The organism is Pseudomonas atagonensis (genome assembly GCF_011369485.1).
Classification (GTDB): domain Bacteria; phylum Pseudomonadota; class Gammaproteobacteria; order Pseudomonadales; family Pseudomonadaceae; genus Aquipseudomonas; species Aquipseudomonas atagonensis.
Genome location: NZ_VXCA01000003.1, coordinates 114,651 through 138,811 on the forward strand (window position 1 = coordinate 114,651; position 24,161 = coordinate 138,811).

25 protein-coding genes are annotated in these 24,161 nt (G+C 58.9%); 11 read left to right on the top strand and 14 right to left on the bottom strand.

Translation table 11 applies throughout. The annotated features are described in order from the left end of the window. Positions 1-128 precede the first annotated feature (128 nt). On the bottom strand, positions 129-1,670 hold the full coding sequence (gene katB, locus F2P67_RS01710; RefSeq protein WP_166216574.1) for a catalase KatB: 1,542 nt from the start codon (positions 1,668-1,670) through the stop codon (positions 129-131). A 286-nt stretch (positions 1,671-1,956) separates the two neighbouring features. Between katB and mscL the strand changes: the two genes are divergently transcribed. Beyond that, the gene (mscL, locus tag F2P67_RS01715) at positions 1,957-2,370 is read left to right on the top strand and encodes a large-conductance mechanosensitive channel protein MscL (protein WP_102354481.1); all 414 of its coding nucleotides are present in this window, start codon (positions 1,957-1,959) and stop codon (positions 2,368-2,370) included. A gap of 32 nt (positions 2,371-2,402) precedes the next feature. On the opposite strand, the gene F2P67_RS01720 is transcribed toward mscL, so the two are convergent. Beyond that, positions 2,403-3,179 (bottom strand): ferredoxin--NADP reductase, encoded by a 777-nt coding sequence (locus F2P67_RS01720; RefSeq protein WP_166216577.1) that lies wholly within the window; start codon positions 3,177-3,179, stop codon positions 2,403-2,405. A 328-nt stretch (positions 3,180-3,507) separates the two neighbouring features. On the opposite strand from F2P67_RS01720, the gene F2P67_RS01725 reads away from it, so the two are divergent. After that, a complete protein-coding gene (locus tag F2P67_RS01725) occupies positions 3,508-4,221 on the top strand; it encodes an autoinducer binding domain-containing protein (protein WP_166216580.1) in 714 nt (237 codons plus the stop codon). Positions 4,222-4,395: 174 nt separating this feature from the next. Next, positions 4,396-5,520 (top strand): methyltransferase, encoded by a 1,125-nt coding sequence (locus F2P67_RS01730; RefSeq protein ID WP_166216582.1) that lies wholly within the window; start codon positions 4,396-4,398, stop codon positions 5,518-5,520. A gap of 68 nt (positions 5,521-5,588) precedes the next feature. Here F2P67_RS01730 and F2P67_RS01735 read toward each other — a convergent pair whose 3' ends face one another. From F2P67_RS01735 to F2P67_RS01745, 3 genes are all read right to left on the bottom strand, one after another. Continuing rightward, a complete protein-coding gene (locus F2P67_RS01735; RefSeq protein WP_166216585.1) occupies positions 5,589-5,756 on the bottom strand; it encodes a DUF2474 domain-containing protein in 168 nt (55 codons plus the stop codon). A 70-nt stretch (positions 5,757-5,826) separates the two neighbouring features. Beyond that, complete coding sequence (gene cydB / locus F2P67_RS01740) at positions 5,827-6,834, bottom strand: cytochrome d ubiquinol oxidase subunit II (RefSeq protein ID WP_166216588.1); 1,008 nt, start codon at positions 6,832-6,834, stop codon at positions 5,827-5,829. Positions 6,835-6,837: 3 nt separating this feature from the next. Continuing rightward, positions 6,838-8,280: a cytochrome ubiquinol oxidase subunit I gene (locus F2P67_RS01745; RefSeq protein WP_166216591.1), complete on the bottom strand. Its 1,443-nt coding sequence runs from the start codon at positions 8,278-8,280 to the stop codon at positions 6,838-6,840. Between the two features lie 403 nt (positions 8,281-8,683). Here F2P67_RS01745 and F2P67_RS01750 point away from each other — a divergent pair, with 403 nt between their 5' ends. The 3 genes from F2P67_RS01750 to F2P67_RS01760 all read left to right on the top strand — a co-directional run bounded on the left by F2P67_RS01750 (position 8,684) and on the right by F2P67_RS01760 (position 10,603). Beyond that, complete coding sequence (locus F2P67_RS01750; RefSeq protein ID WP_166216594.1) at positions 8,684-9,922, top strand: MFS transporter; 1,239 nt, start codon at positions 8,684-8,686, stop codon at positions 9,920-9,922. A 100-nt stretch (positions 9,923-10,022) separates the two neighbouring features. Then, positions 10,023-10,301 carry a type II toxin-antitoxin system RelE/ParE family toxin gene (locus tag F2P67_RS01755; protein WP_166217002.1) on the top strand — a complete coding sequence of 93 codons (279 nt, stop codon included), beginning with the start codon at positions 10,023-10,025 and terminating at the stop codon, positions 10,299-10,301. A gap of 14 nt (positions 10,302-10,315) precedes the next feature. Further along, a complete protein-coding gene (locus F2P67_RS01760) occupies positions 10,316-10,603 on the top strand; it encodes a HigA family addiction module antitoxin (RefSeq protein ID WP_103303633.1) in 288 nt (95 codons plus the stop codon). A 6-nt stretch (positions 10,604-10,609) separates the two neighbouring features. Here the strand turns inward: F2P67_RS01760 and F2P67_RS01765 are convergent, their stop codons facing one another. After that, positions 10,610-11,161, bottom strand: coding sequence for a DJ-1 family glyoxalase III (locus F2P67_RS01765; RefSeq protein WP_166216597.1), 552 nt, complete (start codon positions 11,159-11,161; stop codon positions 10,610-10,612). Positions 11,162-11,229: 68 nt separating this feature from the next. After that, entirely contained in the window at positions 11,230-11,679 is a 450-nt protein-coding gene (locus F2P67_RS01770) for a DUF4879 domain-containing protein (protein ID WP_166217004.1), read from the bottom strand. 222 nt (positions 11,680-11,901) lie between these two features. Between F2P67_RS01770 and F2P67_RS01775 the strand changes: the two genes are divergently transcribed. Together F2P67_RS01775 and trmA are read left to right on the top strand one after the other, a co-directional pair. Further along, a complete protein-coding gene (locus F2P67_RS01775) occupies positions 11,902-13,197 on the top strand; it encodes an NCS2 family permease (RefSeq protein WP_166216599.1) in 1,296 nt (431 codons plus the stop codon). Further along, positions 13,194-14,273, top strand: coding sequence for a tRNA (uridine(54)-C5)-methyltransferase TrmA (gene trmA / locus F2P67_RS01780; RefSeq protein WP_166216602.1), 1,080 nt, complete (start codon positions 13,194-13,196; stop codon positions 14,271-14,273). Before F2P67_RS01775 ends, trmA begins: the two co-directional genes overlap by 4 nt. A 55-nt stretch (positions 14,274-14,328) precedes the next feature. On the opposite strand, the gene F2P67_RS01785 is transcribed toward trmA, so the two are convergent. Together F2P67_RS01785 and F2P67_RS27695 are read right to left on the bottom strand one after the other, a co-directional pair. Next, entirely contained in the window at positions 14,329-14,775 is a 447-nt protein-coding gene (locus F2P67_RS01785; protein ID WP_166216604.1) for a DUF2442 domain-containing protein, read from the bottom strand. Further along, the gene (locus F2P67_RS27695; RefSeq protein WP_246226451.1) at positions 14,772-15,200 is read right to left on the bottom strand and encodes a DUF4160 domain-containing protein; all 429 of its coding nucleotides are present in this window, start codon (positions 15,198-15,200) and stop codon (positions 14,772-14,774) included. Before F2P67_RS27695 ends, F2P67_RS01785 begins: the two co-directional genes overlap by 4 nt. Positions 15,201-15,529: 329 nt before the next feature. Between F2P67_RS27695 and aroQ the strand changes: the two genes are divergently transcribed. Continuing rightward, positions 15,530-15,979, top strand: coding sequence for a type II 3-dehydroquinate dehydratase (gene aroQ / locus F2P67_RS01790; RefSeq protein WP_166216606.1), 450 nt, complete (start codon positions 15,530-15,532; stop codon positions 15,977-15,979). Beyond that, positions 15,976-16,830, top strand: coding sequence for a shikimate dehydrogenase (locus F2P67_RS01795; RefSeq protein WP_166216609.1), 855 nt, complete (start codon positions 15,976-15,978; stop codon positions 16,828-16,830). Before aroQ ends, F2P67_RS01795 begins: the two co-directional genes overlap by 4 nt. A gap of 33 nt (positions 16,831-16,863) precedes the next feature. On the opposite strand, the gene F2P67_RS01800 is transcribed toward F2P67_RS01795, so the two are convergent. Together F2P67_RS01800 and quiC are read right to left on the bottom strand one after the other, a co-directional pair. Beyond that, positions 16,864-17,541, bottom strand: a complete 678-nt coding sequence (locus tag F2P67_RS01800; protein WP_166216612.1) for a TetR/AcrR family transcriptional regulator — start codon at positions 17,539-17,541, stop codon at positions 16,864-16,866. Between the two features lie 102 nt (positions 17,542-17,643). Further along, positions 17,644-19,545 (bottom strand): 3-dehydroshikimate dehydratase QuiC, encoded by a 1,902-nt coding sequence (gene quiC / locus F2P67_RS01805; protein WP_166216615.1) that lies wholly within the window; start codon positions 19,543-19,545, stop codon positions 17,644-17,646. A gap of 273 nt (positions 19,546-19,818) precedes the next feature. On the opposite strand from quiC, the gene F2P67_RS01810 reads away from it, so the two are divergent. Further along, complete coding sequence (locus tag F2P67_RS01810; RefSeq protein WP_166216618.1) at positions 19,819-21,156, top strand: MFS transporter; 1,338 nt, start codon at positions 19,819-19,821, stop codon at positions 21,154-21,156. Between the two features lie 130 nt (positions 21,157-21,286). Here the strand turns inward: F2P67_RS01810 and F2P67_RS01815 are convergent, their stop codons facing one another. The 3 genes from F2P67_RS01815 to F2P67_RS01825 all read right to left on the bottom strand — a co-directional run bounded on the left by F2P67_RS01815 (position 21,287) and on the right by F2P67_RS01825 (position 24,161). Then, complete coding sequence (locus F2P67_RS01815) at positions 21,287-22,165, bottom strand: DMT family transporter (RefSeq protein WP_166216621.1); 879 nt, start codon at positions 22,163-22,165, stop codon at positions 21,287-21,289. A 116-nt stretch (positions 22,166-22,281) separates the two neighbouring features. Beyond that, entirely contained in the window at positions 22,282-23,097 is an 816-nt protein-coding gene (locus F2P67_RS01820; RefSeq protein ID WP_166216624.1) for a sugar phosphate isomerase/epimerase family protein, read from the bottom strand. Positions 23,098-23,099: 2 nt separating this feature from the next. Beyond that, entirely contained in the window at positions 23,100-24,161 is a 1,062-nt protein-coding gene (locus tag F2P67_RS01825) for a Gfo/Idh/MocA family protein (RefSeq protein ID WP_166216627.1), read from the bottom strand.

Here is a 24,161-nt window from a genome sequence, read left to right on the forward strand (position 1 = left end):
GCAAAACCGCGATGATAACGCAGACGCCGTGGATCAGCGCGGCGCGGATTCCTACACATCAAGCAACAGGAAAAACACTTATCAGCGCAAACGGGGCCTGATCCCGGCCCCGTTGCGCAGCGACTCGATCAGTCGACCAGTTTCGCGGCCAACGCCTTGACCCGGGCGAGGTCACCCTTGGCGACTTGCGTCACGCTGGCGCCGTATTCCGCATCGGCCTTATAAAGGAAGGACAGGATGATGTGCTTGCTCTCATCATCCGCACCGGCCAGCGAGCCACCGAAGCTTTCAATCAAATCGCGGCGTTCTTTTTTGCTGTACGAGCGATAGAGATCACCGGCCTGCTTGAAGTTCTGCTCACGCGTTATTTTCGCTTGCTGAGTATTGCCAAACAGAGCCGATTGGCTGTAACGCGCACTTTGCTTTTCTTCACGCGGTTGCAAGCGACTTGGCTGATAGTTCACGCCCGAGTGGCTGGCGCCAGTATTCATCGCGCCGTCCTGATTGCCGTTATTCACCGCGACTTTCGGTGCGTTGATTGGCAATTGCAGCCCGTTGGCACCCAGACGATACATTTGCGTGTCGGCGTAAGAGAACATGCGCCCTTGCAACAGGCGATCTTCCGAAGGCTCGATACCCGGCACAACATTGGCCGGCGCCATGGCCACTTGTTCGGTTTCCTGGAACACATTCGCCGGATTGCGATTCAGGATCATTTGTCCAACTTTTCGCTCCGGGACACCCGGCCAGATCTTGGTGGCGTCAAGTGGATCGAAATCAAACTTGGACAAATCTTGCGGATTCAGCACCTGAATGTACAAGTCCCATTTTGGGAAATTGCCTTTGTTGATATTCGCCACCAGATCATTGGTCATGTGACTGTAATCCTGACCTTGAACTTTGCTGACCTCTTTCGGCGTCAGATTTTTTATTCCTTGCAAACTCTTCCAGTGAAACTTGACGTAGTGAACTTCATTCTTTGCATTAACTAACTTATAGGCGTGAACACTATTGCCATCCATTTCACGATAACTCGCTGGCGTCCCCGAATTCGAATACAACTCGGTAAGTGTTCGAGTGGCTTCCGGCACATGTGAGAAGAAATCGAAGCGTCGCGAATCATCATCCAGGTTAGTGCGCGGATCAGGTTTGAAGGCGTGAACCATGTCCGGAAACTTGATCGCATCGCGAATAAAGAATGTCGGGAAGTTATTACCGACCAGATCCCAGTTACCGTCGGCGGTATAGAACTTGGTCGCAAAGCCGCGCGGATCGCGCAGGGTTTCCGGCGAGTGATTGCCGTGCACCACGGCGGAGAATCGCACAAACACCGGCGTGGTCTGGCCAGCAGCAAAGACTCTGGCCTTGCTCAGGTCACTGAGGTCGTTGGTCACGGTAAACGAGCCGTGGGCGCCGGTACCACGGGCGTGCACCACGCGCTCGGGAATGCGCTCGCGGTCGAAGCGTTGCAGCTTCTGGATCAGTTGCACGTCCTGCAGCAAAACCGGGCCATTGGCACCGGCAGTTTGCGAGTTTTGGTTGTCCCCCACCGCCGCACCGTTATCCCGGGTCAGGGGCGCGGCGTTGACGGAAAGAGTCAGCAGGCTGGCGGTGAATACGCCGAATGTACGACGGTAGGGAAAAGCCCCGTGGCCAAATGATGAAGTCATATCAGTTTCCTCTGGTTTTTCTGGGCGCATCCAGGTGCGCCAACCAGAGGCTAGAGGGCCGGGGGCGGGATCATAAATAGAATGTTCACAACCCGACGATTGAGAAAAATGGTTTCCTGCTCAGTGGGTTAAGGCGTATTTCGCGCGCGATTAGTGGCACTTTGCAAACTAATCGTCGAATCATGTGTCGATAAAAGCGGGCATTGTAAGAAGGTGTTTCGCGCAGGACGCGTTTTGCTGATTTACACTGCGTACACCAAACTCATCTGTAACAAGGAAATAACCTATGGGCGTGCTAAGTGAGTTCAAGGCCTTCGCGGTCAAAGGCAATGTGGTCGACATGGCCGTCGGTATCATCATCGGTGCAGCCTTCGGCAAAATCGTTTCGTCGTTTGTCGGTGACGTGATCATGCCGCCGATTGGCCTGTTGATCGGCGGGGTGGACTTCAGTGATCTGGCCATTACGCTCAAAGCCGCCGAGGGCAGCGCCCCTGCGGTGGTCATGGCCTACGGCAAGTTCATTCAGAGCATTCTCGACTTCGTGATCGTCGCTTTCGCGATTTTCATGGGCGTCAAAGCCATCAACCGCCTCAAGCGCGAAGAAGCCGTGGCCCCGACGCTGCCGCCGGTTCCGACCAAGGAAGAGGAATTGCTGGGCGAGATCCGTGATTTGCTCAAGGCACAGAACAATCGGCCTTGAATAATGAAACGGCGCCCGAGGGCGCCGTTTCATTACCAGTAGTTTTCTACCGCCACCTGTCCCGGTCGCCGGGTCAGACTCAAGGCCAAGCCGTGTTTCTTGAGCAAGGCCCGGGTGTCATCGATCATCTGCGGATTACCGCAGAGCATGACCCGCGAATGCGCCGGGATCAGCTCGACGCCTGCCACCCTCTCCAGCTCGCCATTTTCGATCAGCGTGGTGATGCGCCCGTTGAGGGCGCCGGCATTCGGTTCACGGGTGACCACGGGAATGAACTGGAATTTGTGCGCATGCTCAGTCAGGTAGTCACGCTGAGTCAGCTCGGCAATCAGCTGTTGATACGCCAGCTCCCGAGCCTCTCGCACGCTATAGACCAAGATGATTCTTTCAAACTTCTCCCAGACCTCAAAATCCTGCAGGATCGACAGAAACGGCGCCACGCCCGTGCCTGTGGATAACAGCCACAGATCCCTGCCATCAACAAAACGATCCAGGGTCAGATAACCAAACGCCTGTTTTTCCACCAGCAAGGTGTCGCCGACCTGCAGCCGGCTCAACTCGCTGGTGAACTCGCCACCTGGAACTACAATCGAGAAGAATTCGAGGAACTCGTCGAACGGCGAGGACACCATCGAATAGGCTCGCCACACCGTACTGCCGTCGGCCTTGGTCACACCCAGGCGGGCAAACTGCCCGGCGCGAAAACGAAAACCTGCGTCACGTGAGGTACGCAAGGTGAACAGATTGCCGGTCAGCGGCTGCACATTGAGCAAGGTCTGACGGGTGAATTTGTCTGCGCTGGCGGTCATGGGTCGCTCCATTCAACGATGGGTCTAGTTTCGCGCAAAGTCGGGTGCGTTAATACCACCAGTTTGTAATGGTATTCAGCGCCGCTGACCGCAGTTAAATCTTGCTCCCAAAAACCGTAGATGCCTTAAAAAACCAACAACGAACTAACATGTCGACCTTCATATTAAAATACTGAATGACTAATAACTTTTTATTGAAATTATCTCCTTCATAAAGAGCAAAATAAATCTCACGAATTTATAGGAAAAGTCCTACACTCGTTTTCGTGCGCTTTTGGATCCAAGAGCCACCCCCAAGTAACACTTAGATACACCCGAGGAGGACCTCATGGAAAGGTGGAAGGAGCTGCAGTTAAAGCAACTGACAAGATCGGGAACCATAAAAACCGCCTACCCGATTCTGCTCAGCTTTGCCAACAAGATAGGCTTCAACTTTTGTGCGATCACTGTGACATCAACCTGCCGAGAACAGCGTTTCGATACGTTGGAAATCAATAACTTCTCTAAAGAATGGAATGAACAGTACAAACGCAGCACCCGGGATGAAGTTGATCCCGTTCTTGAGCATTGCAGAAGTTCGATGCTGCCGTTTATCTGGAACGAAGCCGCCTACGCGAGAGCACCTAAACGCTGGCAAATTCTGCAACGAGAAGGGCTATACCACGGCTGGTCGCAATCGTTTGAAAATGAAGAGCGACGTGTGCGTGGTACCCTCAGCCTGGCCAGACAAGAATGCCCGATCAGCCCGTTTGAGCTTTACGAGCACTTCGGCTATCTGTTCTACGTCACTCACCATCTGACGGATCTGGTCGCCAATTCGCTGCCAAACACGCCGACGTTTCCTCGCCACCCTCATCTGTCACAACGGGAACTGGAAGTGCTGCGTCTGACCGCAGTAGGAAAAACGGCTTGCGATATATCCAGAATACTCAGCCTCAGTGAACGAACGGTGAACTACCACGTGCAAAACGTGATTGTGAAATTCAACGTCTGCAACAAGATCTCTGCAGTCATTGCCGCCACCAGACAGAACCTTATTTGAAAGCCCCAGCCGGCCAGACCATAAAACCTGCGAGTATTTACAGCGAAAAAAACGTACCATTTGCAGCCTTCCTGAGTGATGACGTGAGCTTCACACGTAGCAGTCCACTCGGTCGGTTCCGCCGCACACCTCAAGGCAGCGGGACATCTCCCGATTACCCTGAGTCCCCGCCCCATGCCTTTGCTCGACACACCTTTCGCCCAACTCGACCTGATCCGCCAGCCCGAGCAGCAGAATGAACCGCTGCAAGCCTTCGACGCCGCTGACGAATACCTGTTGAATCACTTGGCCGAACAACGACCTTCTGCCGAAACGCGGGTGCTGGTGCTCAATGACAGCTTCGGCGCACTGGCCGCCAGTCTTCTGGGCAAAGTCGTGGTCAGCAGCAGTGGTGACTCGTTCCTGGGCTTTCAGGGACTGGAAAAGAATTTGCTGCGCAACGGTCAGGCGTTCGACGCCATTCGTCCGATTCCCGCCAGTGAGCCTTTGGTCGGGCCCTTCGACCGCGTGTTGATCCGCGTACCGAAAACCCTCGCCCTGCTTGAAGAACAACTGATTCGACTGCAGGGGCAACTGGCACCCGATGCGCAAGTCATCGCAGCAGCGATGGTCAAACACCTGCCGCGCGCCGCCGGTGATCTGCTAGAGCGTTACATTGGTCCCGTGCAAGCCTCGCTGGCGGTGAAAAAAGCCAGATTGCTCATCGCCACGCCGCAAGCAAAAACCCCGGCAGTCTCGCCCTACCCTTCACGCTATCGCCTCGACGAGCCGGACATCGAACTGCTCAATCATGCCAACGTGTTCTGCCGTGAAGGCCTGGACATTGGCACCCGCGCCTTTCTTCCGCATCTGCCGAAAAACCTCGGTAATGCCCGGGTTGCCGATCTCGGCTGCGGCAACGGTGTACTGGCGATTGCCAGCGCGCTGCAAAACCCCGATGCGCATTACACGCTGGTCGACGAGTCGTTCATGGCGGTGCAATCGGCGGCTGAAAACTGGCAGGCAGCGATCGGTGATCGCGAGGTGATCGTTCGCGCTGGCGATGGTCTGGCCGGGCAGGCGCCGCAATCTCTGGACGTGGTGTTGTGCAATCCGCCGTTCCATCAGCAACAGGTGGTCGGCGATTTCCTCGCCTGGCGCATGTTCCAGCAGGCGCGCGAGGCTTTGGTCGTCGGTGGTGCGCTGTACATCGTCGGCAATCGCCACCTGGGTTATCACAGCAAACTGGCGCGGCTGTTCCGGGGTGTCGAGCAAGTGGCGGCCACGCCGAAATTCGTGATTCTCAAAGCGCGCAAGTAAAGCGCACCGCAAAAAAAACCCTCCACAAGGAGGGTTACAAAGCCGTACCCGAAGGCGCCGGGACGGATTCAGTGCGTGGTCAAGCCGGCCGCGTTCATGAACATGCGCATCAGGCTGGCGACGATAAACAGTGCGCCCACGCTGCCGATCCAGATCATGGCCAACCAGCCGAGCCGCTGCCACAACGGCTTTTTTTCAGCTTCTTCAATGTCGTGCAGGGAATGTTTGCCGTTCATTGTTTCGATCCTCATTCAGATCGATGGCGCCGCAGCCGACGCCATCGCGGGCAAGCCCGCTCCCACAGGTCTAGTGATAACCGTCTTCATGGGTGACCTTGCCGCGGAACACGTAGTAGCTCCAGAAGGTGTAACCCAGGATGAACGGGATGATGAACAACGTGCCGACCAGCATGAAGCCCTGACTCTGCGGCGGTGCGGCGGCGTCCCAGATCGAGATCGACGGCGGCACGATGTTTGGCCACAGGCTGATGCCAAGCCCGCTGTAGCCGAGGAAAATCAGCACCAAAGTCAGCAGGAACGGCATGTAGTTGGCATTGCGCGCTACGGCGCGGATCAATCCGTACATGGTTACCAGCACCAGGATTGGCACCGGCATGAACCAGAACAGATTCGGCATGCTGAACCAGCGTGTCGCGATTTCCGGGTGAGCCAGCGGCGTCCAGAGGCTGACGATGCCGATCACCGCCAGCAGCACGAAGGCCAGTGGCCGGGCCAGATTGTGCATCTGCTCTTGCAGCTTGCCCTCGGTTTTCATGATCAGCCAGGTGCAGCCAAGCAAGGCATAAGCCACCACCAGTGCCGCGCCGCAAAACATCGTGAACGGGGTCAGCCAGTCCAGTGAGCCGCCGGCGAACTGCCGGTTGACCACCGGCAAACCGTCGATGAACGCACCAAGAGCCACGCCCTGGAAAAACGTCGCAGCCACCGAGCCTCCGATAAAGGCCTTGTCCCACAGGTGACGCTTGTCGTCCTTGGCCTTGAAGCGGAACTCGAACGCCACCCCGCGGAAGATCAAGCCGATCAGCATGAAGATCAGCGGCAGGTACAGCGCCGACAACACCACCGAATAGGCCAGCGGAAATGCGCCGAACAACGCCGCGCCGCCCAGTACCAGCCAGGTTTCGTTGCCGTCCCAGACAGGGGCGACGGTGTTCATCATCACGTCACGGTCGGTCTTGCCCGGGATGAACGGGAAGAGAATCCCGATCCCCAGATCGAACCCGTCCATGACCACGTACATCATGATGCCGAAGATGATGATCACGGCCCAGATCAGCGGAAGATCAATACCCATGACTCAAATCTCCTTGGTCAGGCTGGGGCTGTGGTCAGCGTCGGCGCCATCATCGTCAGCAGCCGACAGCGGTCGCGCCGGTGTGCGTTTCTGGCCAGGACCACCGTCGTTGGTTTCCTTGCCTTCATCGGTTTTCGGCCCTTTGCGCACCAGGCGCATCATGTAACCGAGACCGGCACCGAACAGCGCGAAATACACCACCACAAACATGATCAGCGTGATGCTCATCTGCATGAAGCTGTGGTTGGACGAAGCATCCGCCGTGCGCATCAGCCCGTAGACCACCCACGGCTGACGCCCGATCTCGGTGGTAAACCAGCCGGCAAGAATCGCGATCAGACCGGAGGGGCCCATCCACAACGCCAGGTACAGGAATGGCCGCGAGGTGTAGAGGCTGTCGCGTTTACGCAGCCACAGGCTCCACAAACCGGTAAAAATCATCAGGAAACCGAGGCCGACCATGATCCGGAACGACCAGAACACGATGGTCGAATTCGGCCGGTCTTCCGGTGGGAATTCCTTGAGCGCCGGGACTTGCTTGTCCAGCGAGTGGGTCAGGATCAGGCTGCCGAGGTACGGAATCTCCACGGCGAATTTGGTTCTTTCTTCTTTCATGTCCGGCCAGCCGAACAGGATCAGTGGCGTCGCTTCGTCACCCTTGTTTTCCCAGTGCCCTTCAATTGCGGCGATTTTCGCCGGCTGATGTTCAAGGGTATTGAGGCCGTGGAAGTCGCCGATGACGGCTTGAATCGGCGCAACGATCAAAGCCATCCACATCGCCATCGAGAGCATGGTGCGAATCGCCGGGTTGTCCTTGCCGCGCAGCAAATGCCAGGCAGCCGAAGAGCCGACAAAGAACGCCGTGGCGACGAACGCTGCGGTGGCCATATGCATCAGGCGGTACGGGAACGACGGGTTGAAGATGATCGCCAGCCAGTCGGTTGGAATCACCTGACCGTTGACGATCTCGAAGCCTTGAGGTGTCTGCATCCAGCTGTTGGACGCAAGAATCCAGAAGGTCGAAATCAACGTGCCGATGGCCACCATGACCGTGGCGAAGAAGTGCAACTTGCGTCCGACCTTGTTCCAGCCGAAGAGCATGACACCGAGGAAACCGGCTTCGAGGAAGAACGCCGTGAGCACCTCATAGGTGAGTAAAGGCCCGGTTACGGAACCGGCGAAGTCCGAGAAACGGCTCCAGTTGGTGCCGAACTGGTAGGCCATGACCAGACCGGAGACCACGCCCATGCCGAAGTTGACGGCAAAGATCTTCGACCAGAAATGGTAGAGGTCACGGTAGGTGTCGTTGCCGGTTTTCAGCCAAAGGCCTTCCAGCACCGCGAGATAACTCGCGAGGCCGATGGTGATCGCCGGGAACAGGATGTGGAACGAGATGGTGAACGCGAATTGAATTCGGGCGAGATCGAGTGCCTCTAAACCGAACATATGGCTTCCTCTGTCAGGTAATACCGGCTGCGGGCCCGGAGGCCTGCACCCACTGCCCCCACGGATATGGAGTGCGGCGAATTCTGATTCGTTCTTTTTAAACAACCATCGCAACGCAGGGAGTCTGGCCAACGGGCCACCGGATCAATTCCTTTTGGGTCTTGATCTGGATCAAGCAACGTTGAAAGAGTAGTCCCATTTCAGGCGATGAACTGCGTGGTCGTTTGCCGCGTGACAAGTTGCCTCACAGCCATGGCAACACGCTGAAATCTATTTCTTGTGGTGAGAGAGTGGGATGCAGCAAAGATCGATGTCTGGCTAACTAAATTTTTTGTCATAGCAACTTCCTGTTACAGACTGGTGATAACCTCGCGGTTCCCCACCGAGCCAGACCTGCCTTCAGATGCCCAGCCAAGAGCCTTTGCTGTTACGTCACCATCGCCCTTTCCTCGCGTTCTGGTTCGCCCGGATTTTCACCGCCAGCGGTTTTCAGATGCTCACCGTGGCGATTGGCTGGAACCTCTACCAACTGACCGGCAACGTGCTCGACCTGGGTCTGGTCGGTCTGGTGGAGTTCGCCCCGCGCGTGCTGTTCATGCTGCACACCGGGCACGTCGCCGACCGCTACGACCGACGCAAGGTTGCAGCGCTCTGCCAGTCACTGCAGGCGTTGATCGCCCTGGCACTGGCCATCGGCAGTGCCACCGATCACGTTACCCGCGAGATGATCTTCATCCTTGCCTTCCTTTTAGGGGCCGCCCGCTCCTTTGAAATGCCGACCACGCAGGCCTTGCTGCCGAGCATTGTGCCCAGTGCGCTGTTCCCGCGAGCCGTCGCGGCAGCGCAATCGGCTCAGCAGTCCGCGACCATCGTCGCTCCGGCCCTGGGAGGTTTGCTCTATGCATTCGGCAGCGTCTGGGTCTATGGCCCGACCGTGCTGCTGTACGTGATCGCCTGTTCGCTGATGCTCAACCTGCCCGCGCGGCAAACACCGCTGAACAAAGGCAAAGCCACGCTGGATTCACTGCTGGCGGGGATCCGCTTTATCCGCAGCCGTCCGGACATCCTCGGGGCGATTTCACTGGATCTGTTCGCGGTGCTGCTCGGCGGCGCCACGGCATTGTTGCCGGTGTTCGCCAAAGACATCTTGCTGACCGGCCCGTGGGGCCTGGGCCTGTTGCGCTCCGCACCGGCAGTCGGCGCGCTGGGGATGTCTCTGTTCCTGGCGCGGTTTGCCGTGGAACGCAACGTCGGCCGGGTGATGTTCACCGCCGTCGGCATTTTCGGCGTCGCAACCATCGCTTTCGGCCTGTCGACCTCATTCTGGTTCTCGCTGGCGATACTGGTGGTGCTCGGCGCAGCGGACATGATCAGCATGGTCATCCGCGCCTCCTTCGTACAACTGGAAACCCCGGACGAAATGCGCGGCCGGGTCAGCGCGGTGAACGGCCTGTTCATCGGCGCCTCAAACCAGCTCGGCGAATTCGAATCCGGCCTCACCGCGCACTGGTTCGGCACGGTGCCGGCGGTGGTCATGGGCGGGATTGGCACGCTGGTGGTGACGGGGACGTGGATCAAACTGTTCCCGACACTGGCTAATCGGGATCGCATGCATGTGCCGGTGGAAGAGGCGAAGGCCTAGTCGTTATCTATCTATTCAGCACGCCTGGCACAAATAAACCGATAAGGTGCGGTACATAGATACCGCATCGAGTGTAATGTATCGCCTTACACTCGCCGACATGATCAAATCCTTTCAACACAAAGGCCTTCGTGGCTTCTATGAAACAGGTTCGACTCGCGGAATTCGCGCCGATCACGCAAAACGGCTGGCGCGTATGCTGCAGTTCATGGACCGCGCAACCCTTCCCGGAGATCTGGATATCCCAGGTTGGCGCTTGCATCCACTGAAGGGTGAGTTATCGGAATACTGGTCGCTCAGTGTCTCAGGCAACTGGCGGGTTATCTTTCGTTTTGTCGGTTCGGATATCGAACTGGTCGATTATCTGGACTACCACTGACAGGAGGCAGGCTCATGCCCATGCACAACCCGCCACACCCCGGTGAAACACTGCTGCTGGATGTCTTGCCCGAGCTTGGCATCAGCGTTACCGAACTGGCACGGCACCTCGGCTTCGCTCGCCCGCATCTTTCCCGTGTATTGCATGGGCATGCGCCGATCAGTCCGGATCTGGCCGTGCGACTGGAGCGAGCAGGCATTGGCAAGGCACGCGTTTGGCTAGGTGTTCAAACCGATTACGATCTGTGGCAAGCGGAACATCGGGAGCAACCGGCGATTGAACCTATCGCCGCGCACGCCTGACCCCCTTCAAGCCCGTAACTCCCCTGCCACTTTCGCCCGCAATGCCTTGCCGCCGAGTTGCTCTACCAACGCCAACGCAAACGCCAGTGCGGCGCCTGAGCCTTGGGCGGTGATGCAGTTGCCGTCGACCACCACCGGTTGGTCAACAAACGTACAACCGGAGAGTTGATGGCTGGCGCCCGGCAAGCAGGTCATGCGCCGCTGGCGCAGCACACCGAAGGCTTGCAGGGCGACGGCCGGGGTTTCGCCGATGGCGGCGAACACGCGTCCGGCGCTGGCCTGATCCTTGAGCAGTTGTTGCAGTGGCTGGTGCGCCGCCAAGTGTTGCGAGCCGACAGCGCCGCCGGGCAGCACGATCAGGTCGAAAGTCTGCGCCAGCACGTCAACCAGCATGCCGTCCGCCGTCAGTCGCGTGCCACGGGCACAGGTGAGCATCCGCCGTCCTTCAATGCTGGCTGCCATCACTTCAATGCCGGCGCGACGCAGCACGTCGATCAGGGTCACACTTTGCAGATCATCGATGCCCTCGGCGAGGGTAATCAGGGCTCTAAAGGTCATGGGCGCTATCCGCTGGGTGATCTTTAAAGCGTAGTCAGCTTTGCCGCGCCCGGTTTCAGAGACAGGCGTTACTTGATGTAAAGCTGGGTCGACATCCTGTTGTGCGGTGCATTGATAGAGGTATTGGTGAAAATGAAAGTGCCTTCCTGCTTGCCGGCCAGATCGAAGACGTAAAGTGAGCCGACAGTTTTGCTGCCCGGAGTGCAGTCAGTCAGATTGCCGTTGTCGAAAGCGCAGACCGGAGTTCGCGTGCCATCCACCTCAAAGCCGTCCAATTTGACATAGGGCTGGCTCTGCCCGTAACCGACTTCCAGCACATACACCTTGATGTGCGGCCCACTGTGATCGCAGCGCGTCTGTTCCTGGCCTTCAGCAATATCTTCAAAACCGCAGCCCGGCGATTCGACTTTCAATACTTTCAACTGCGACAACGGCGGCGCCGACGCAGCCAGCGCGCCAGCCATCCCGCCCATCCATATCGCGAAAACTCCGAAAGCCCTGATCCAGCGCTTGTTCATGCGTGCCTGTCCCCCCAAAAAACAGCGCGCAGTATGGCGCACTTGGCTCTGTCGCAAAACTTCGACGACGTTCGGCACCAACATCCGCCATATTCCTCACGCTGCTGGTATGATGCGCGGCTTTTTCCGGCCCACCACAATTTTTCAGGCGCTTGCGACGGTCTGTGCTTTGCTGTTGAGGTCGATACATTCACGGCGCCACGCGCGCCACGGGGAGCAGACATGCTGGAAAGGCTGTTTCAACTCAAGGCACACAACACCAACGTGCGCACCGAGATTCTTGCGGGCATCACGACGTTCCTGGCCATGGCCTACATTCTGTTCGTCAACCCGAGCATTCTCGGCGAGACCGGCATGGACAAGGGCGCCGTGTTCGTCGCCACCTGTCTGGCCGCTGCCATCGGCTCGACGATCATGGGCCTGATCGCCAACTACCCGATCGCCCTCGCACCGGGCATGGGTCTGAACGCCTTCTTCACCTACACCGTCGTGCTGCACATGGGCCACACCTGGCAAGTGGCGCTGGGCGCGGTGTTCATTTCGGCCGTGTGCTTCTTCCTGTTGTCGATCTTCCGCATCCGTGAATGGATCATCAACAGCATCCCGTTGCCGCTGCGCTCGGCGATTGCCGCCGGTATCGGCCTGTTCCTGGCACTGATCGCCCTGCACAACGCCGGCATCGTGGTCAGCAACCCCGCGACCATGGTCGGCCTCGGTGACCTGAAACAACCGGCGCCGATCCTCGCCACCCTCGGTTTCGCCGTCATCGTCGCCCTCGAAGCGCTGAAAGTGCGCGGTGCGGTGCTGATCGGCATTCTGGCGGTGACCATCGTCTCCATCGCCTTGGGCTTCACTCCGTTCGGCGGCGTGACCTCGATGCCACCTTCGCTGGCGCCGACCTTCATGCAACTGGATATCAAGGGTGCACTGGACATCGGTCTTGTCAGCGTGATCTTCGCCTTCCTGTTCGTCGACCTGTTCGACAACTCCGGCACCCTGATCGGCGTCGCCAAGCGCGCCGGCCTCATGGGCAAGGACGGCCACATGCCGAAAATGGGCCGCGCACTGATCGCCGACAGCACCGCAGCCATGGCCGGTTCGCTGCTGGGCACGTCGACCACCACCAGCTACATCGAATCCGCTGCCGGCGTGAGTGCCGGGGGCCGCACGGGCCTGACCGCCATCGTCGTGGCGATCCTGTTCCTGCTGGCGCTGTTCTTCTCCCCACTGGCGGCCAGCGTTCCGGCGTTCGCCACTGCACCGGCACTGCTGTTCGTCGCCGTGTTGATGACCTCGGGCCTGGCGGAAATAGACTGGGACGACATCACCGTTGCCGCACCAGTCGTGGTCACTGCCCTGGCTATGCCGTTCACCTATTCCATCGCCAACGGCATCGCGTTCGGCTTCATCGCCTGGACTGCAATCAAACTGCTGTCCGGCCGCGCCCGTGAGCTGAACCCGGCGCTGGTGATTCTGTCGATTCTGTTCGTGATCAAGTTGGGTTGGTTCAACGCATGACTTTTGATTCCCAGGCCTACGCCGCACAACTCGAAGACAAGGTCACGCGCCTGCGTGACCTGCTGGCGCCGTTCGATGCCCCCGAGCCGACGGTGTTTGACTCGCCGCTGCAGAACTTCCGTCTGCGCGCCGAATTCCGCCTGTGGCGCGAGGGCGGTGAGCGGCACTACGCGATGTTTTCCCAGGACGACAAACGCACGCCGATCCTGATCGAAGAGTTCCCGATCGCCAGCCTGCGCATCAACCAGTTGATGCCGCAATTGAAAGCGGCCTGGCAGGCCAGCGCGGCGCTGAGCCACAAGCTGTTTCAGGTGGAGTTTCTGACCACCCTGGCCGGCGATGCGATGATCACTCTGTGCTATCACCGTCCGCTGGACGAGCACTGGCATGCAGCGGCGACCAAACTGGCGGCGGATCTGGGCGTCAGCATCATCGGTCGTTCCAAGGGCAAACGCGAAGTACTCGGCCTCGATTACGTGGTCGAGAAGCTCGACGTCGGCGGTCGCACGTTCAGCTATCGCCAGCCGGAAGGCGCGTTCACCCAACCGAACGGCACCGTGAACCAGAAGATGCTCAACTGGGCATACGACGCACTGGGCGATCGCAGCGACGATCTGCTGGAGCTGTACTGCGGCAACGGCAACTTCACCCTGCCGCTGGCGACTCGCGTGCGCAAAGTGTTGGCCACCGAAATCAGCAAGACGTCGGTCAACGCCGCCCTGAGCAACCTCAGCGAAAACGCTGTGGATAACGTCACCCTGGTGCGCCTGTCCGCCGAGGAACTGACCGAAGCGCTCAACGAAGTGCGCCCGTTCCGTCGCCTGCAGGGCATCGACCTGAAAAGCTACGAATTCGGTAGCGTCTTCGTCGACCCGCCGCGCGCCGGCATGGACCCGGACACCTGCGAGCTGACCCGGCGTTTCGACAATATCCTGTACATCTCCTGCAACCCGGAAACCCTGGCGGCCAACATCGCTCAACTGCACGACACGCACCGTATTACCCGGTGCGCGTTGTTCGACCAGTTTCCGTGGACGCACCACATGGAGTCAGGTGTGTTGCTGACCCGGCGTTGATTGCGAATGCCAGGTACAAGAAAGCCGTCGTGATTGACGGCTTTTTTGTGGGCGCTTACTCAGCGGGATCGGCTTTACGTGGACGCCCGCCCTTTTTGCCGTTGGCCCGTGCGGCGGCAGACTTCGCAGCACTGCTCTGACGACCGTTGCGCGAAGCCACGACCGAGGCAGCCATCAGCATCAAGGACGGATTCGCCGAAATCATTCCGGCGATGGAAACGTGGAGATCCTTGCCTTCGAGGCAAAGCGCTGTGCCTGCGAAATCAATTTTCAGCTTCGCGTAATCCTGCGCATCGAATCCGTCGAACTCCGGATAGCGATCCACCGGTAACAACACACCGCTGCCGTCTTCAAAACGAATGACCAGAGAGGGCTTTTCAAAAGTTACAGAGACTGCCTGCAAACTGCTTGCGCGGCGTGCTTCCCCGCGCTGGATGGCGGCATCGATCATTTCTTCCGTCAATGGAGTACGTGCGGACGGCTTGGCCTTGATAACTTTCATAACTCGATTTCCACTCCCTCCAATGAGCCTGTCAACGTCAGAAGAGTCCTGTCCTCGTCTGGCATATAACGCGCCGATCCCACTCTGTATGTCGTGTCGGTGACGAGTCTCATCCCCAGCACTTCGTTTGCTTGCATGTCCCACAGCTGATTGTCGAGACAGACTGTTTGCAATCCCGACCCCCAAATCCCCCGGGCTCGCCGTAGATGAGCGGGTTGTTCAAGGGCTCGACACAAGCCTTCCAGCACGGCCAGTGGCGGTCGACGAGAGAGCGGAACGACATCCCAAAGCTCAATATCGTTGTGCCAGAAACTGAACTGTAATCGGGCACTCCAGCTGTCCGCGTTCACGTGAACGTGCGGCGGGCAATGTTCGTCTCGCAGCATGATGACAATCGACAATCCTTTGTAGCTGCACACCTTCATGCTAACCCATCTGTTAGGTTAATAAATTTCCGGATTTGATATTCCTTTCAAATCCGACGACTGGTGATCGTGTACACAACGCACCTCACTGCTTTGAGGCTAGCGTCGGAGCAGGCGAAGAGGTGATCAATCTTCAAGAAAAAACGTAAGCAAAGCTGTCGTTACATCGGAATTAAAACTGAACCTGAAACATGCTTGTGTGCGATCACCGAACAAAAAATACCAAGGCTATTTTTGTTCAATTGACCGATGTAACCATCTGGTACATTTTAACCCCACAGGCTGAAACCCTCGGCCAAAGCCAAAAACAATAAGTGGAGTTATCCCTCATGCCCCCTATCGTTCTGGTGCTCAACGGCCCGAACCTGAACCTGCTTGGCACTCGCGAGCCGGCGACTTACGGCCACGAAACCCTGGCCGATATTTCGGCGCTGTGCGGTCGTGCCGCCGAAGAGTTCGGCCTCGCGGTGGAATTTCGCCAGACCAATCACGAAGGTGAATTGCTCGACTGGATTCACGCCGCTCGGGGCCGCTGCGCCGGGATCGTGATCAACCCGGCCGCCTGGACGCACACGTCGGTGGCCATCCGCGATGCGCTGGTCGCCAGCGAGCTGCCGGTGATCGAAGTGCACCTGTCCAACGTCCATGCACGTGAGCCGTTCCGCCACCATTCGTTCGTCTCGGCAATTGCCACGGCGGTGATGTGCGGCTTCGGCAGCAACGGCTACCGCCTGGCACTGGAGCATTTCAGCCAGCGCCTGAAGAGCCAGGCAGCATGAGCCGGCCCAAGGTGATACTGGCCGGACTGATCGGCGCCGGCATTCAGGCCTCACGCACACCGGCGTTGCACGAGCACGAAGGCGATGCGCAAGGCCTGCGCTATCTGTACCGACTGATCGACCTCGATCAGCTGGATCTGGACTGCAACGCCCTGCCCGACCTGTTGCTCGCCGCCGAGCGGATGAACTACACCGGCCTGAACATCACGTTCCCGTGCAAACAGGCGATCATTCCGCTGCTTGACGAGCTGTCGCCGGAAGCCCGAGGCATCGGCGCGGTGAACACCGTGGTGCTCAAGGATGGCAAACGCATCGGTCACAACACCGACTGCCTGGGTTTCGCCGAAGGGTTTCGCCGTGGCTTGCAGGACGTTACCCGCGAACGTGTAGTGCAAATGGGCGCCGGTGGCGCAGGCGCGGCCGTTGCCCACGCCCTGTTGAGCGAAGGCGTACGACAATTGAGCATTTTCGACGTTGATCGTGATCGCGCCGACAGTCTAGCGAACAACCTCAACCAGCATTTCGGTTTTGCCCGCGCGGTCGCCGGACATGATCTGCCGAGCACTTTGAGTCAAGCCGACGGCCTGGTGAACACCACGCCAATGGGCATGGCCAAACTGCCGGGCATGCCGGTGCCGGTCGAGTTGCTGCGCAAGGAATTGTGGGTGGCGGAGATCGTGTATTTCCCGCTGGAAACCGAACTGCTGCGCAACGCCCGCGCTTTGGGCTGCCGCACCCTGGACGGCGGCAACATGGCGGTGTTTCAGGCGGTGAAGGCGTTTGAACTGTTCAGCGGCGTGGCGCCGGATGCGCAACGAATGCTGACGCACTTTCAAAGTATGAAAGGTTGATTCGAGAGAGGGGGCTAGCCCCCTCTTCTGATATCAGGCTTGCAGGTAACGCAATACCGACTCGCAAATCATCTCGCGATGCCGTTGCTTGATGCTTTCGTCCGGCAGGTCGATCTGAAAAATCTCCCCAAACGTGTGGCGGTTCGACACGCGATAGAAGCAGAACGAACTGATCAACAGATGCACGTCCAGCGCATTCAGGCCAGCGCGGAACACGCCTTCTTCGGCGCCCCGACGCAGGATCTCGCCGAGTGAATCGAGGATCGTGTTGTTCATCGCCTTGATCGCATCGGAGCGCTTCACGTATTCGGCGTTGTGGATGTTTTCGATGCTGACGATGCGCACGAAATCGACGTTGCGGTCGTGGTGATCGAAGGTGAACTCCACCAATCGGCGAATCGCCACGTCGGGCGACAGTTCATCCAGATGCAGGCGGTTTTCAGTGCTGCGGATATCGCCGTAAAGCTTCTCCAGCACCTCGACGTACAACTGCTCCTTACTGCCGAAGTAGTAATAGATCATGCGTTTGGAGGTGTGGATACGCTCGGCGATCGCGTCGACGCGGGCGCCGGACAAACCCTGCTGGACGAACTCGACGATCGCCTCCTGCAGGATATTCTCGCGGGTCTTTTCCGGATTGTTCTTGCGACTCTTGCGCGGCTCAACGGCGGATACGACGGGGGCTGCGGGGAGTTCTGAAGTCATTGTCATTGCGGGCTCACGGCCATCACTGCACAGGCTGGCGATTATGGGCCGCGCGGCACACTGAAGGAAGCCGCGCGGCCCGTGTTTAATCCCGCGTTTACGAATTTCCTACAACTTCGCCTGTCGCACCGCGCCGCTGCGCGATTTGGCCATCGCCGCCAGACGCACCGCCACATTGGCCGCGCCGTAACCGGCATAACCATTCTTGCGCTGGATGATCTCGAAGAAGAAACGCCCTTCGAACGGTTCGGTGTAAACGTGGAACAGTTCGCCACCCTGCGCATCACGGTCGTACAACACGTTGTAATACGCCAGCTCACTGAGAAACTCGTCGTCGAAATCAAACCGCGCGGCAAGGTCGTCGTAGTAGTTGAGCGGGATATCCAGCAGCGGCACGCCAGCCTCTTTGGCGCGACTGACTTCGGCGAAGATATCGTCACAATCGAAGGCGATGTGATGCACGCCAGAGCCACGATAACTCGACAGTGCGTGCGAAATCGCGGTGTTGCGGTTCTCGGAAATGTTCAGCGGCAAACGGATCGAACTGTCGCGGCTGCGCAGCGCGCGACTCTTCACCAGCCCGTACGGGTCGGGCAACACCACTTCGTCATCGGCCTCGAAATCCAGAAGACTCTTGTAGAACAGCACCCAACTGTCGAGGCTGTCCGCCGGCAGCGCCATGGCCATGTGATCGATGCGCTTGAGGCCGCCACGGGCGACGGCGTCCGGCAGCAGATTGAAGTCAGTGCCGTAGACATCCGCCTCGGCATCTACCAGATAAATCAGGCTGCCGTCCGGTGCGCGCACGGCCGCCAATTCAAGTTCGTTGGGGCCGACCAGACCGCGATAGGGCTGACCTTTGTAAGCCACGGCCCGCGCCAGGGCACTGGCACTGTCCTTGACCCGCACGGCAGTCGCGCACAGCGACGGGCCGTGGGCTTCAAAGAAACTGTGGCCGAACGAATAGGGCTCGGAGTTGAGGATCAGATTGATATCTCCCTGACGCAGCAGGCTGACACTCTTGGAGCGATGCTGGCCGGCCTTGACGAACCCCAGGCGTTCCAGCCAGTTCGACAGCTTGGCGCCGAGGCTTTCATCGACGGCGAACTCGAGAAATTCGATGCCGTTGTATTCGCTGGCCTTCGGCGTTTCGAAAAGGATGTCGCGGTTGGCGACCGTCGCAACCTCTTGCTCCAGGCGCAGACGGGTCTTTTCTTCCAGATACAACAACGAACGCAAACCGTCGGCAGCATTGGCCCGAGGCGGCGCGGCGCGAAAACCGTCGTTGAAGATTTCCAGCGACAGCGGCCCGGTGTAACCGCTCTGGATGATCGGTGCGAGGAATCCCGGTAAATCAAATTCACCCTGCCCCGGGAAGCAGCGGAAATGCCGGCTCCACTCCAGGACATCCATCGCCAGAATAGGCGCATCGGCCATTTGCACGAAGAAGATCTTGTCGCCGGGAATGTCGGCAATGGCTCGTGGATCACCCTTGAGCGACAAGGTGTGAAAGCTGTCGAGCAACACGCCGAGGCTCGGGTGATCGGCCTGACGCACGATGTCCCAGACCTGTTGCCAAGTATTGACGTGACGGCCCCAGGCCAGCGCCTCGTAACCGATGCGCAAACCGCGCGCACCGGCATGTTCAGCGAGCAGGCGCAAATCGTCGATGAGGATTTGCTGATCGCCAACACTGTCGGCCGAGGCGTTGCTGCACACCAGCACAAGGTCGGTGCCCAGTTCCTGCATCAAATCGAATTTGCGTTCCGCGCGTTCCAGGTTGCGCGCCAGACGATCACGGCGGCAGCCTTCGAAATCGCGAAACGGCTGAAACAGGGTGATGGCGATGCCGAGATCGGCGCACATCTGTTTAATTTCCCGCGGACTGCCGTCGTAGTACAGGAGGTCGTTTTCGAAAATCTCCACCCCGTCGAACCCGGCGGCGGCGATGGCTTCGAGTTTTTCCGGCAGGGTGCCGCTCAAGGAAACGGTGGCAATGGAACGCTGCATGCTTGAACTCCCGGTGGAGACGACGGCTGCGTGATCCGCGCCGTTTTTATAGGGTGAGCAAATTATTGGCTGCATCCCTTCGCGCAGCAATTTAAAGTGTACTAGCCGGTTAGTTTTGCGTGCGATTATCGAACACTATGCCGTTTTGACGAATTGACGATTTTTCGTCCACTGCCCAACATCGACCGCACATTGAGTCCGGACCTGAACCACCGGTCGCAGCGTGCAATGAAAAAGCACACCAAATAACAAATCCAAAAACGGGTGGAACACATGATTCCTTCACAGACTTCCCGCATGGCTCCGGCCATGAGCACTGCCACGGGTGGCATCGGCGACAAGATCCGCGGCGCCATGGCGGTCGGCAAAACCCGCTGGGGCATGCTGGCATTGGTGTTTTTCGCCACCACCCTGAACTACATCGACCGCGCCGCGCTCGGCGTCATGCAGCCGATCCTCGCCAAGGAAATGAGCTGGACGGCGATGGATTACGCCAACATCAACTTCTGGTTTCAGGTCGGCTACGCGATCGGTTTCGTCCTGCAGGGGCGTTTGATCGACCGGGTCGGCGTCAAACGTGTGTTCTTCTGCGCCGTGCTGCTCTGGAGCCTGGCCACGGGCGCCCATGGTCTGGCGACTTCCGCGGTGGGCTTCATGGTCTGCCGGTTCATTCTCGGCCTGACTGAAGCGGCGAACTATCCGGCCTGCGTAAAAACCACGCGCCTGTGGTTCCCAGCCGGCGAACGTGCCGTGGCCACCGGCATCTTCAACGCCGGCACTAACGTCGGCGCGATGTTCACGCCAATGCTGCTGCCACTGGTTCTGCACGTCTGGGGCTGGCAGGCCGCTTTCCTGTGCATGTCGGCACTGGGCGGAATCTGGTTGCTGTTCTGGGGTTTGAAATACTTCAACCCGGAAGACCACCCGAGCGTCAAACAGTCCGAGCTGAACTACATCCAGAAAGAAGTCGAACCGGAACAGGCCCGCGTGCCGTTCTCGAAGATCCTGCGCATGCGCGGCACCTGGGCCTTCGCTCTCGCCTACTCGCTGACCGCGCCCGTATTCTGGTTCTACCTGTACTGGCTGCCACCGTTTCTCAATCAGCAATACAACCTGGGCATCAACGTTACCCAGATGGGCATTCCGCTGATCATCATTTACGTCACCGCCGACTTCGGCAGTGTGGGGGGCGGGATTCTGTCGTCGTTCCTGATCGGTCGCGGGATGAACTCGATCAAGGCGCGGCTGCTGTCGATGTTCCTGTTCGCCTGCTGCATCATCGGCGTGGTCATGGCCGCCGGTTCCGCCAATCTGTGGGTGGCAGTCGCCGCGATCTCCCTCGCCATCGGCGCGCATCAGGCCTGGACGGCAAACATCTGGAGCCTGGTGATGGACTACACGCCCAAGCACATGATGAGCACGGTGTTCGGGTTCGGCGGCATGTGCGCGGCGATCGGCGGGATGTTCATGACCCAGATCGTCGGCCACATCCTTACCGTCACCAATAACAACTACACCGTGTTGTTCACCCTGATTCCGGCGATGTACTTCATCGCACTGACGTGGATGTACTTCATGGCCCCGCGCAAGATTCCTACCGTCTGCGAGTAACCCCGGCCTACACCAAAACCTGTTGTGGGAGGGGACTTGTTTCCGAAAGCGGACTGACATTCAAAACGAATGTCGGTAGATACACCGCCTTCGGGAGCAAGCCCCCTCCCACAAGGTTCTGCATCGTTCCTCAGCGCCGGCTCTGCTGCCACGCTGCCGCCAGTCCGCTGCAACAAATCACCGCGATGCCGATGACCGTCAGCAGACTCGGCGTGTGATTGAACAGCAACCAGCCCAACAACCCCGCAAACACAATCTGGCAATAACCGAACGGCGCCAGCAATGCCGGTGCGGCATGGCGAAAAGCCTGGGTCAGAAACAAATGCGCAGTCATCCCGCAACTGCCCAGTGCCAGCATGAGACCTGCGTGAGTCAGCGTCGGCACCTGCCAGAAGAACGGTACCAGCGCACTCATCACCAGCGTGTTGCACAGCCCGGCAAAGAAGTTGCTGGTGGTCGGGCTGTCGACCTCGGCGAGCTTGCGGGTCAGCAATTGGTAAAAGCAGAAAAACAGCGCTGAGCAGAACGGCAACAACACCGCCGGGGTGAACAGTTCTCCGCCGGGGTGGACGATGATCAGCACGCCAACAAAACCGCAAATCACCGCAATCCACTGGCCGCGTGTCACCCGCTCCTTGAGCAGCGGCACCGACAGCGCCGTGACCAGCACCGGCGCGAGGAAGTTGACGGCCGTGGCTTCCGCCAGCGGGATGTACAGCAGCGCAGTGGTAAAAAACAGACTGGTGCCGAGCAGGCAGAGCGCCCGCACCAATTGCCACAACGGTCGCTTGGTGCGCAGGACGCGTAACCCGGACTGCGGCAGAAAAATCCCCGCCATGAGCAAGGTGTGCACCAGATATCGGGCCCAGACCACCATCACGATCGGATAGTAACCGGAGAGGTATTTCGACAGCGCGTCGTGACTGGAGAACAGGAAGGTTGCCACGACAATCAGCAAGATCCCCTTGAAGGGTTGGTTGACACCGGAGAGCGGGGTGCTGACGGTCATTGGATATCCTTGTGTTGCCATAAAAAATCAAAAGCTTCGCGGGCAAGTCCACTCCCACATGGACAATGCAGATCCAGTGCAAGCGCGGCTTGCCCGCGACAGGGACGCTGCACCGCTCAAAGCCGCGCCAGCAACGCCCGGGTTTTATCGATCGCCATCTGCGCCCGCTGCAATCCACTCACGCCCTGTTCCAGCAGTTTCACCGTGGGAATTTCCAGACTCAACGCAATATTAGTCGGCAACGCTTTCAACAACCCGAACAGATCGCAATCGCCCTCGCCGGGAAACCGCCGCTCGTTGCGAGCCTGACGCAAGATTTCGGCCATGTCGGTCGGCCTCGGCCCCGCCACATCACACAACTGTGCATAACGCAGACGCGATGGCGGCACGCAGGCAAGGTCTTCAAGGCGAGAAGCGGAGCGGTCGAAGTGGAAGGCATCGACCAACACCGCCGCATTGTCCCGGTCAGCGTTTTCGACGATGCGCAGCGCTTGCTCAAGATTGCGCGCATCGGTCCACGGCATGAATTCCAGGTGCGGATGCAAGCCATAAGGCCTGGCCAAATCACACAGCGCCGCGAAATTATCAGTGAGCCGTTGCTCGTCGGGATCGTTACCCGCGACCAGCAACTCACTGGCACCGAACTGCGCACCCACACTCAGCAGTTGGTCGAAATCGGCGACCACGGTCTGCGGTTTCAGACGCAGGATTTCCACGTCGAGCACACGGATCCCGGTGTCGTGCAAACGCGCCAGCGTCTGACGACGCAAACTGCTATCGGCGACCAGCGGGAAGTGATACTCCTCCGGCGTCGCCGGTTCCAGACGCAGGCCGACATGGCTGTAACCGGCACGGGCGGCGACCTCGACCATCTGCGGTGGCGACAGCTCGAGCACCGTCAGGCTGGCCAGCGAGAGAATTCGTTCGTTCATGCTCAGCCCTCGATCAACGCGGGTGCACAAGCACAACCGGTGGCGGCGGCTTCGTGGATGGCCTCAACCAGCGCCAGCGTGCGGGCAGCATCGGCGGCACTCACCAAAGGCTCGACCTCACCGCGTGCCACGCGGACGAAGTGCTGCAGCTGCAAGCGCAAAGCATCGTCGCCGGAGCAGGACTCGTCGACCCTCAGCAACGGTTCGTGCCAACCGGCGTCGACCAACTCGGCAGCGTAATGCCAATGCCTCAGTTGCGGGATGCTCAGGGCTCCGGCAGTGCCGGCCAGCAGGTAACACGGTTGATCGGCCTGTCGCGGGTACACCGGATTTTCGCCGGAACCCAGCTCCCAGCTCCAGGGCGCCGCCACCGCGTCAGAACCACTCAAGGTGCCCAACGTGCCGCCCGCGAAGCGCAGCAACACTGCCGCGCTGTCTTCGTTGGCAAAGCCGCGCACCGAGTGATCGGTGATCGCTTGCACCGACAGCACTTCGCCGCACAGATGCCGCAGCAGATCGAGGTCGTGAATCAGGTTGGTCAGCAACATCCCCGCGCCCGCCTCGCGACGCCACGGGATCTCGAAGTAGTGGTCGGGTTTGCGCAACTGAAACAGCGCAGTGACGCTGATCAACCGACCGAGCGCACCGCTTTGCAGCAATTCGTGAGCGCGCACGATGAGCGGATTGTGTCGCCGATGATGACCAACCAGCACCGGCACACCACTGCTCTTGACCGCTGCCACCAACTCACGCGCTTCATCCAGATGCACGCCGACCGGTTTTTCCAGCAACACCGGCACGCCAACCGCCAGACAATCCAGCGCGGTGCTGACGTGCTGATTATTCGGATTGGCGACAATCACCGCGTCTGGCCGCGCGTGCTCAAGCATCTGACGGTGATCGGCGAAATGCGCTACGCCCCACGTCGAGGCGAGTTCTGCAGCTTGCGGGCCGGGATCGGCCACCGCGCACAGGGTGGCCTCCGTCAGCGTTTGCAGGTGGCGGTAATGTTGCTGACCCATGTTGCCGGCGCCGATCAGGGCGATTCGAAGGGGCGAATTCAA

Coding starts and splice junctions, on each gene's coding strand:
- F2P67_RS01720 (WP_166216577.1), bottom strand. CDS start 3,179: ATGACCGCCAGCGCAGACAAATTCACCCGTCAGACCTTGCTCAATGTG.
- F2P67_RS01755 (WP_166217002.1), top strand. CDS start 10,023: ATGATCAAATCCTTTCAACACAAAGGCCTTCGTGGCTTCTATGAAACA.
- F2P67_RS01820 (WP_166216624.1), bottom strand. CDS start 23,097: ATGAACGAACGAATTCTCTCGCTGGCCAGCCTGACGGTGCTCGAGCTG.
- F2P67_RS01745 (WP_166216591.1), bottom strand. CDS start 8,280: ATGTTCGGTTTAGAGGCACTCGATCTCGCCCGAATTCAATTCGCGTTC.
- F2P67_RS01800 (WP_166216612.1), bottom strand. CDS start 17,541: ATGACAATGACTTCAGAACTCCCCGCAGCCCCCGTCGTATCCGCCGTT.
- F2P67_RS01775 (WP_166216599.1), top strand. CDS start 11,902: ATGCTGGAAAGGCTGTTTCAACTCAAGGCACACAACACCAACGTGCGC.
- aroQ (WP_166216606.1), top strand. CDS start 15,530: ATGCCCCCTATCGTTCTGGTGCTCAACGGCCCGAACCTGAACCTGCTT.
- F2P67_RS01735 (WP_166216585.1), bottom strand. CDS start 5,756: ATGAACGGCAAACATTCCCTGCACGACATTGAAGAAGCTGAAAAAAAG.
- F2P67_RS01750 (WP_166216594.1), top strand. CDS start 8,684: ATGCCCAGCCAAGAGCCTTTGCTGTTACGTCACCATCGCCCTTTCCTC.
- mscL (WP_102354481.1), top strand. CDS start 1,957: ATGGGCGTGCTAAGTGAGTTCAAGGCCTTCGCGGTCAAAGGCAATGTG.
- F2P67_RS01770 (WP_166217004.1), bottom strand. CDS start 11,679: ATGAACAAGCGCTGGATCAGGGCTTTCGGAGTTTTCGCGATATGGATG.
- F2P67_RS01765 (WP_166216597.1), bottom strand. CDS start 11,161: ATGACCTTTAGAGCCCTGATTACCCTCGCCGAGGGCATCGATGATCTG.
- F2P67_RS01815 (WP_166216621.1), bottom strand. CDS start 22,165: ATGACCGTCAGCACCCCGCTCTCCGGTGTCAACCAACCCTTCAAGGGG.
- F2P67_RS01725 (WP_166216580.1), top strand. CDS start 3,508: ATGGAAAGGTGGAAGGAGCTGCAGTTAAAGCAACTGACAAGATCGGGA.
- quiC (WP_166216615.1), bottom strand. CDS start 19,545: ATGCAGCGTTCCATTGCCACCGTTTCCTTGAGCGGCACCCTGCCGGAA.
- F2P67_RS01795 (WP_166216609.1), top strand. CDS start 15,976: ATGAGCCGGCCCAAGGTGATACTGGCCGGACTGATCGGCGCCGGCATT.
- katB (WP_166216574.1), bottom strand. CDS start 1,670: ATGACTTCATCATTTGGCCACGGGGCTTTTCCCTACCGTCGTACATTC.
- F2P67_RS01810 (WP_166216618.1), top strand. CDS start 19,819: ATGATTCCTTCACAGACTTCCCGCATGGCTCCGGCCATGAGCACTGCC.
- F2P67_RS01730 (WP_166216582.1), top strand. CDS start 4,396: ATGCCTTTGCTCGACACACCTTTCGCCCAACTCGACCTGATCCGCCAG.
- F2P67_RS01760 (WP_103303633.1), top strand. CDS start 10,316: ATGCCCATGCACAACCCGCCACACCCCGGTGAAACACTGCTGCTGGAT.
- F2P67_RS01785 (WP_166216604.1), bottom strand. CDS start 14,775: ATGAAAGTTATCAAGGCCAAGCCGTCCGCACGTACTCCATTGACGGAA.
- F2P67_RS27695 (WP_246226451.1), bottom strand. CDS start 15,200: ATGAAGGTGTGCAGCTACAAAGGATTGTCGATTGTCATCATGCTGCGA.
- trmA (WP_166216602.1), top strand. CDS start 13,194: ATGACTTTTGATTCCCAGGCCTACGCCGCACAACTCGAAGACAAGGTC.
- cydB (WP_166216588.1), bottom strand. CDS start 6,834: ATGGGTATTGATCTTCCGCTGATCTGGGCCGTGATCATCATCTTCGGC.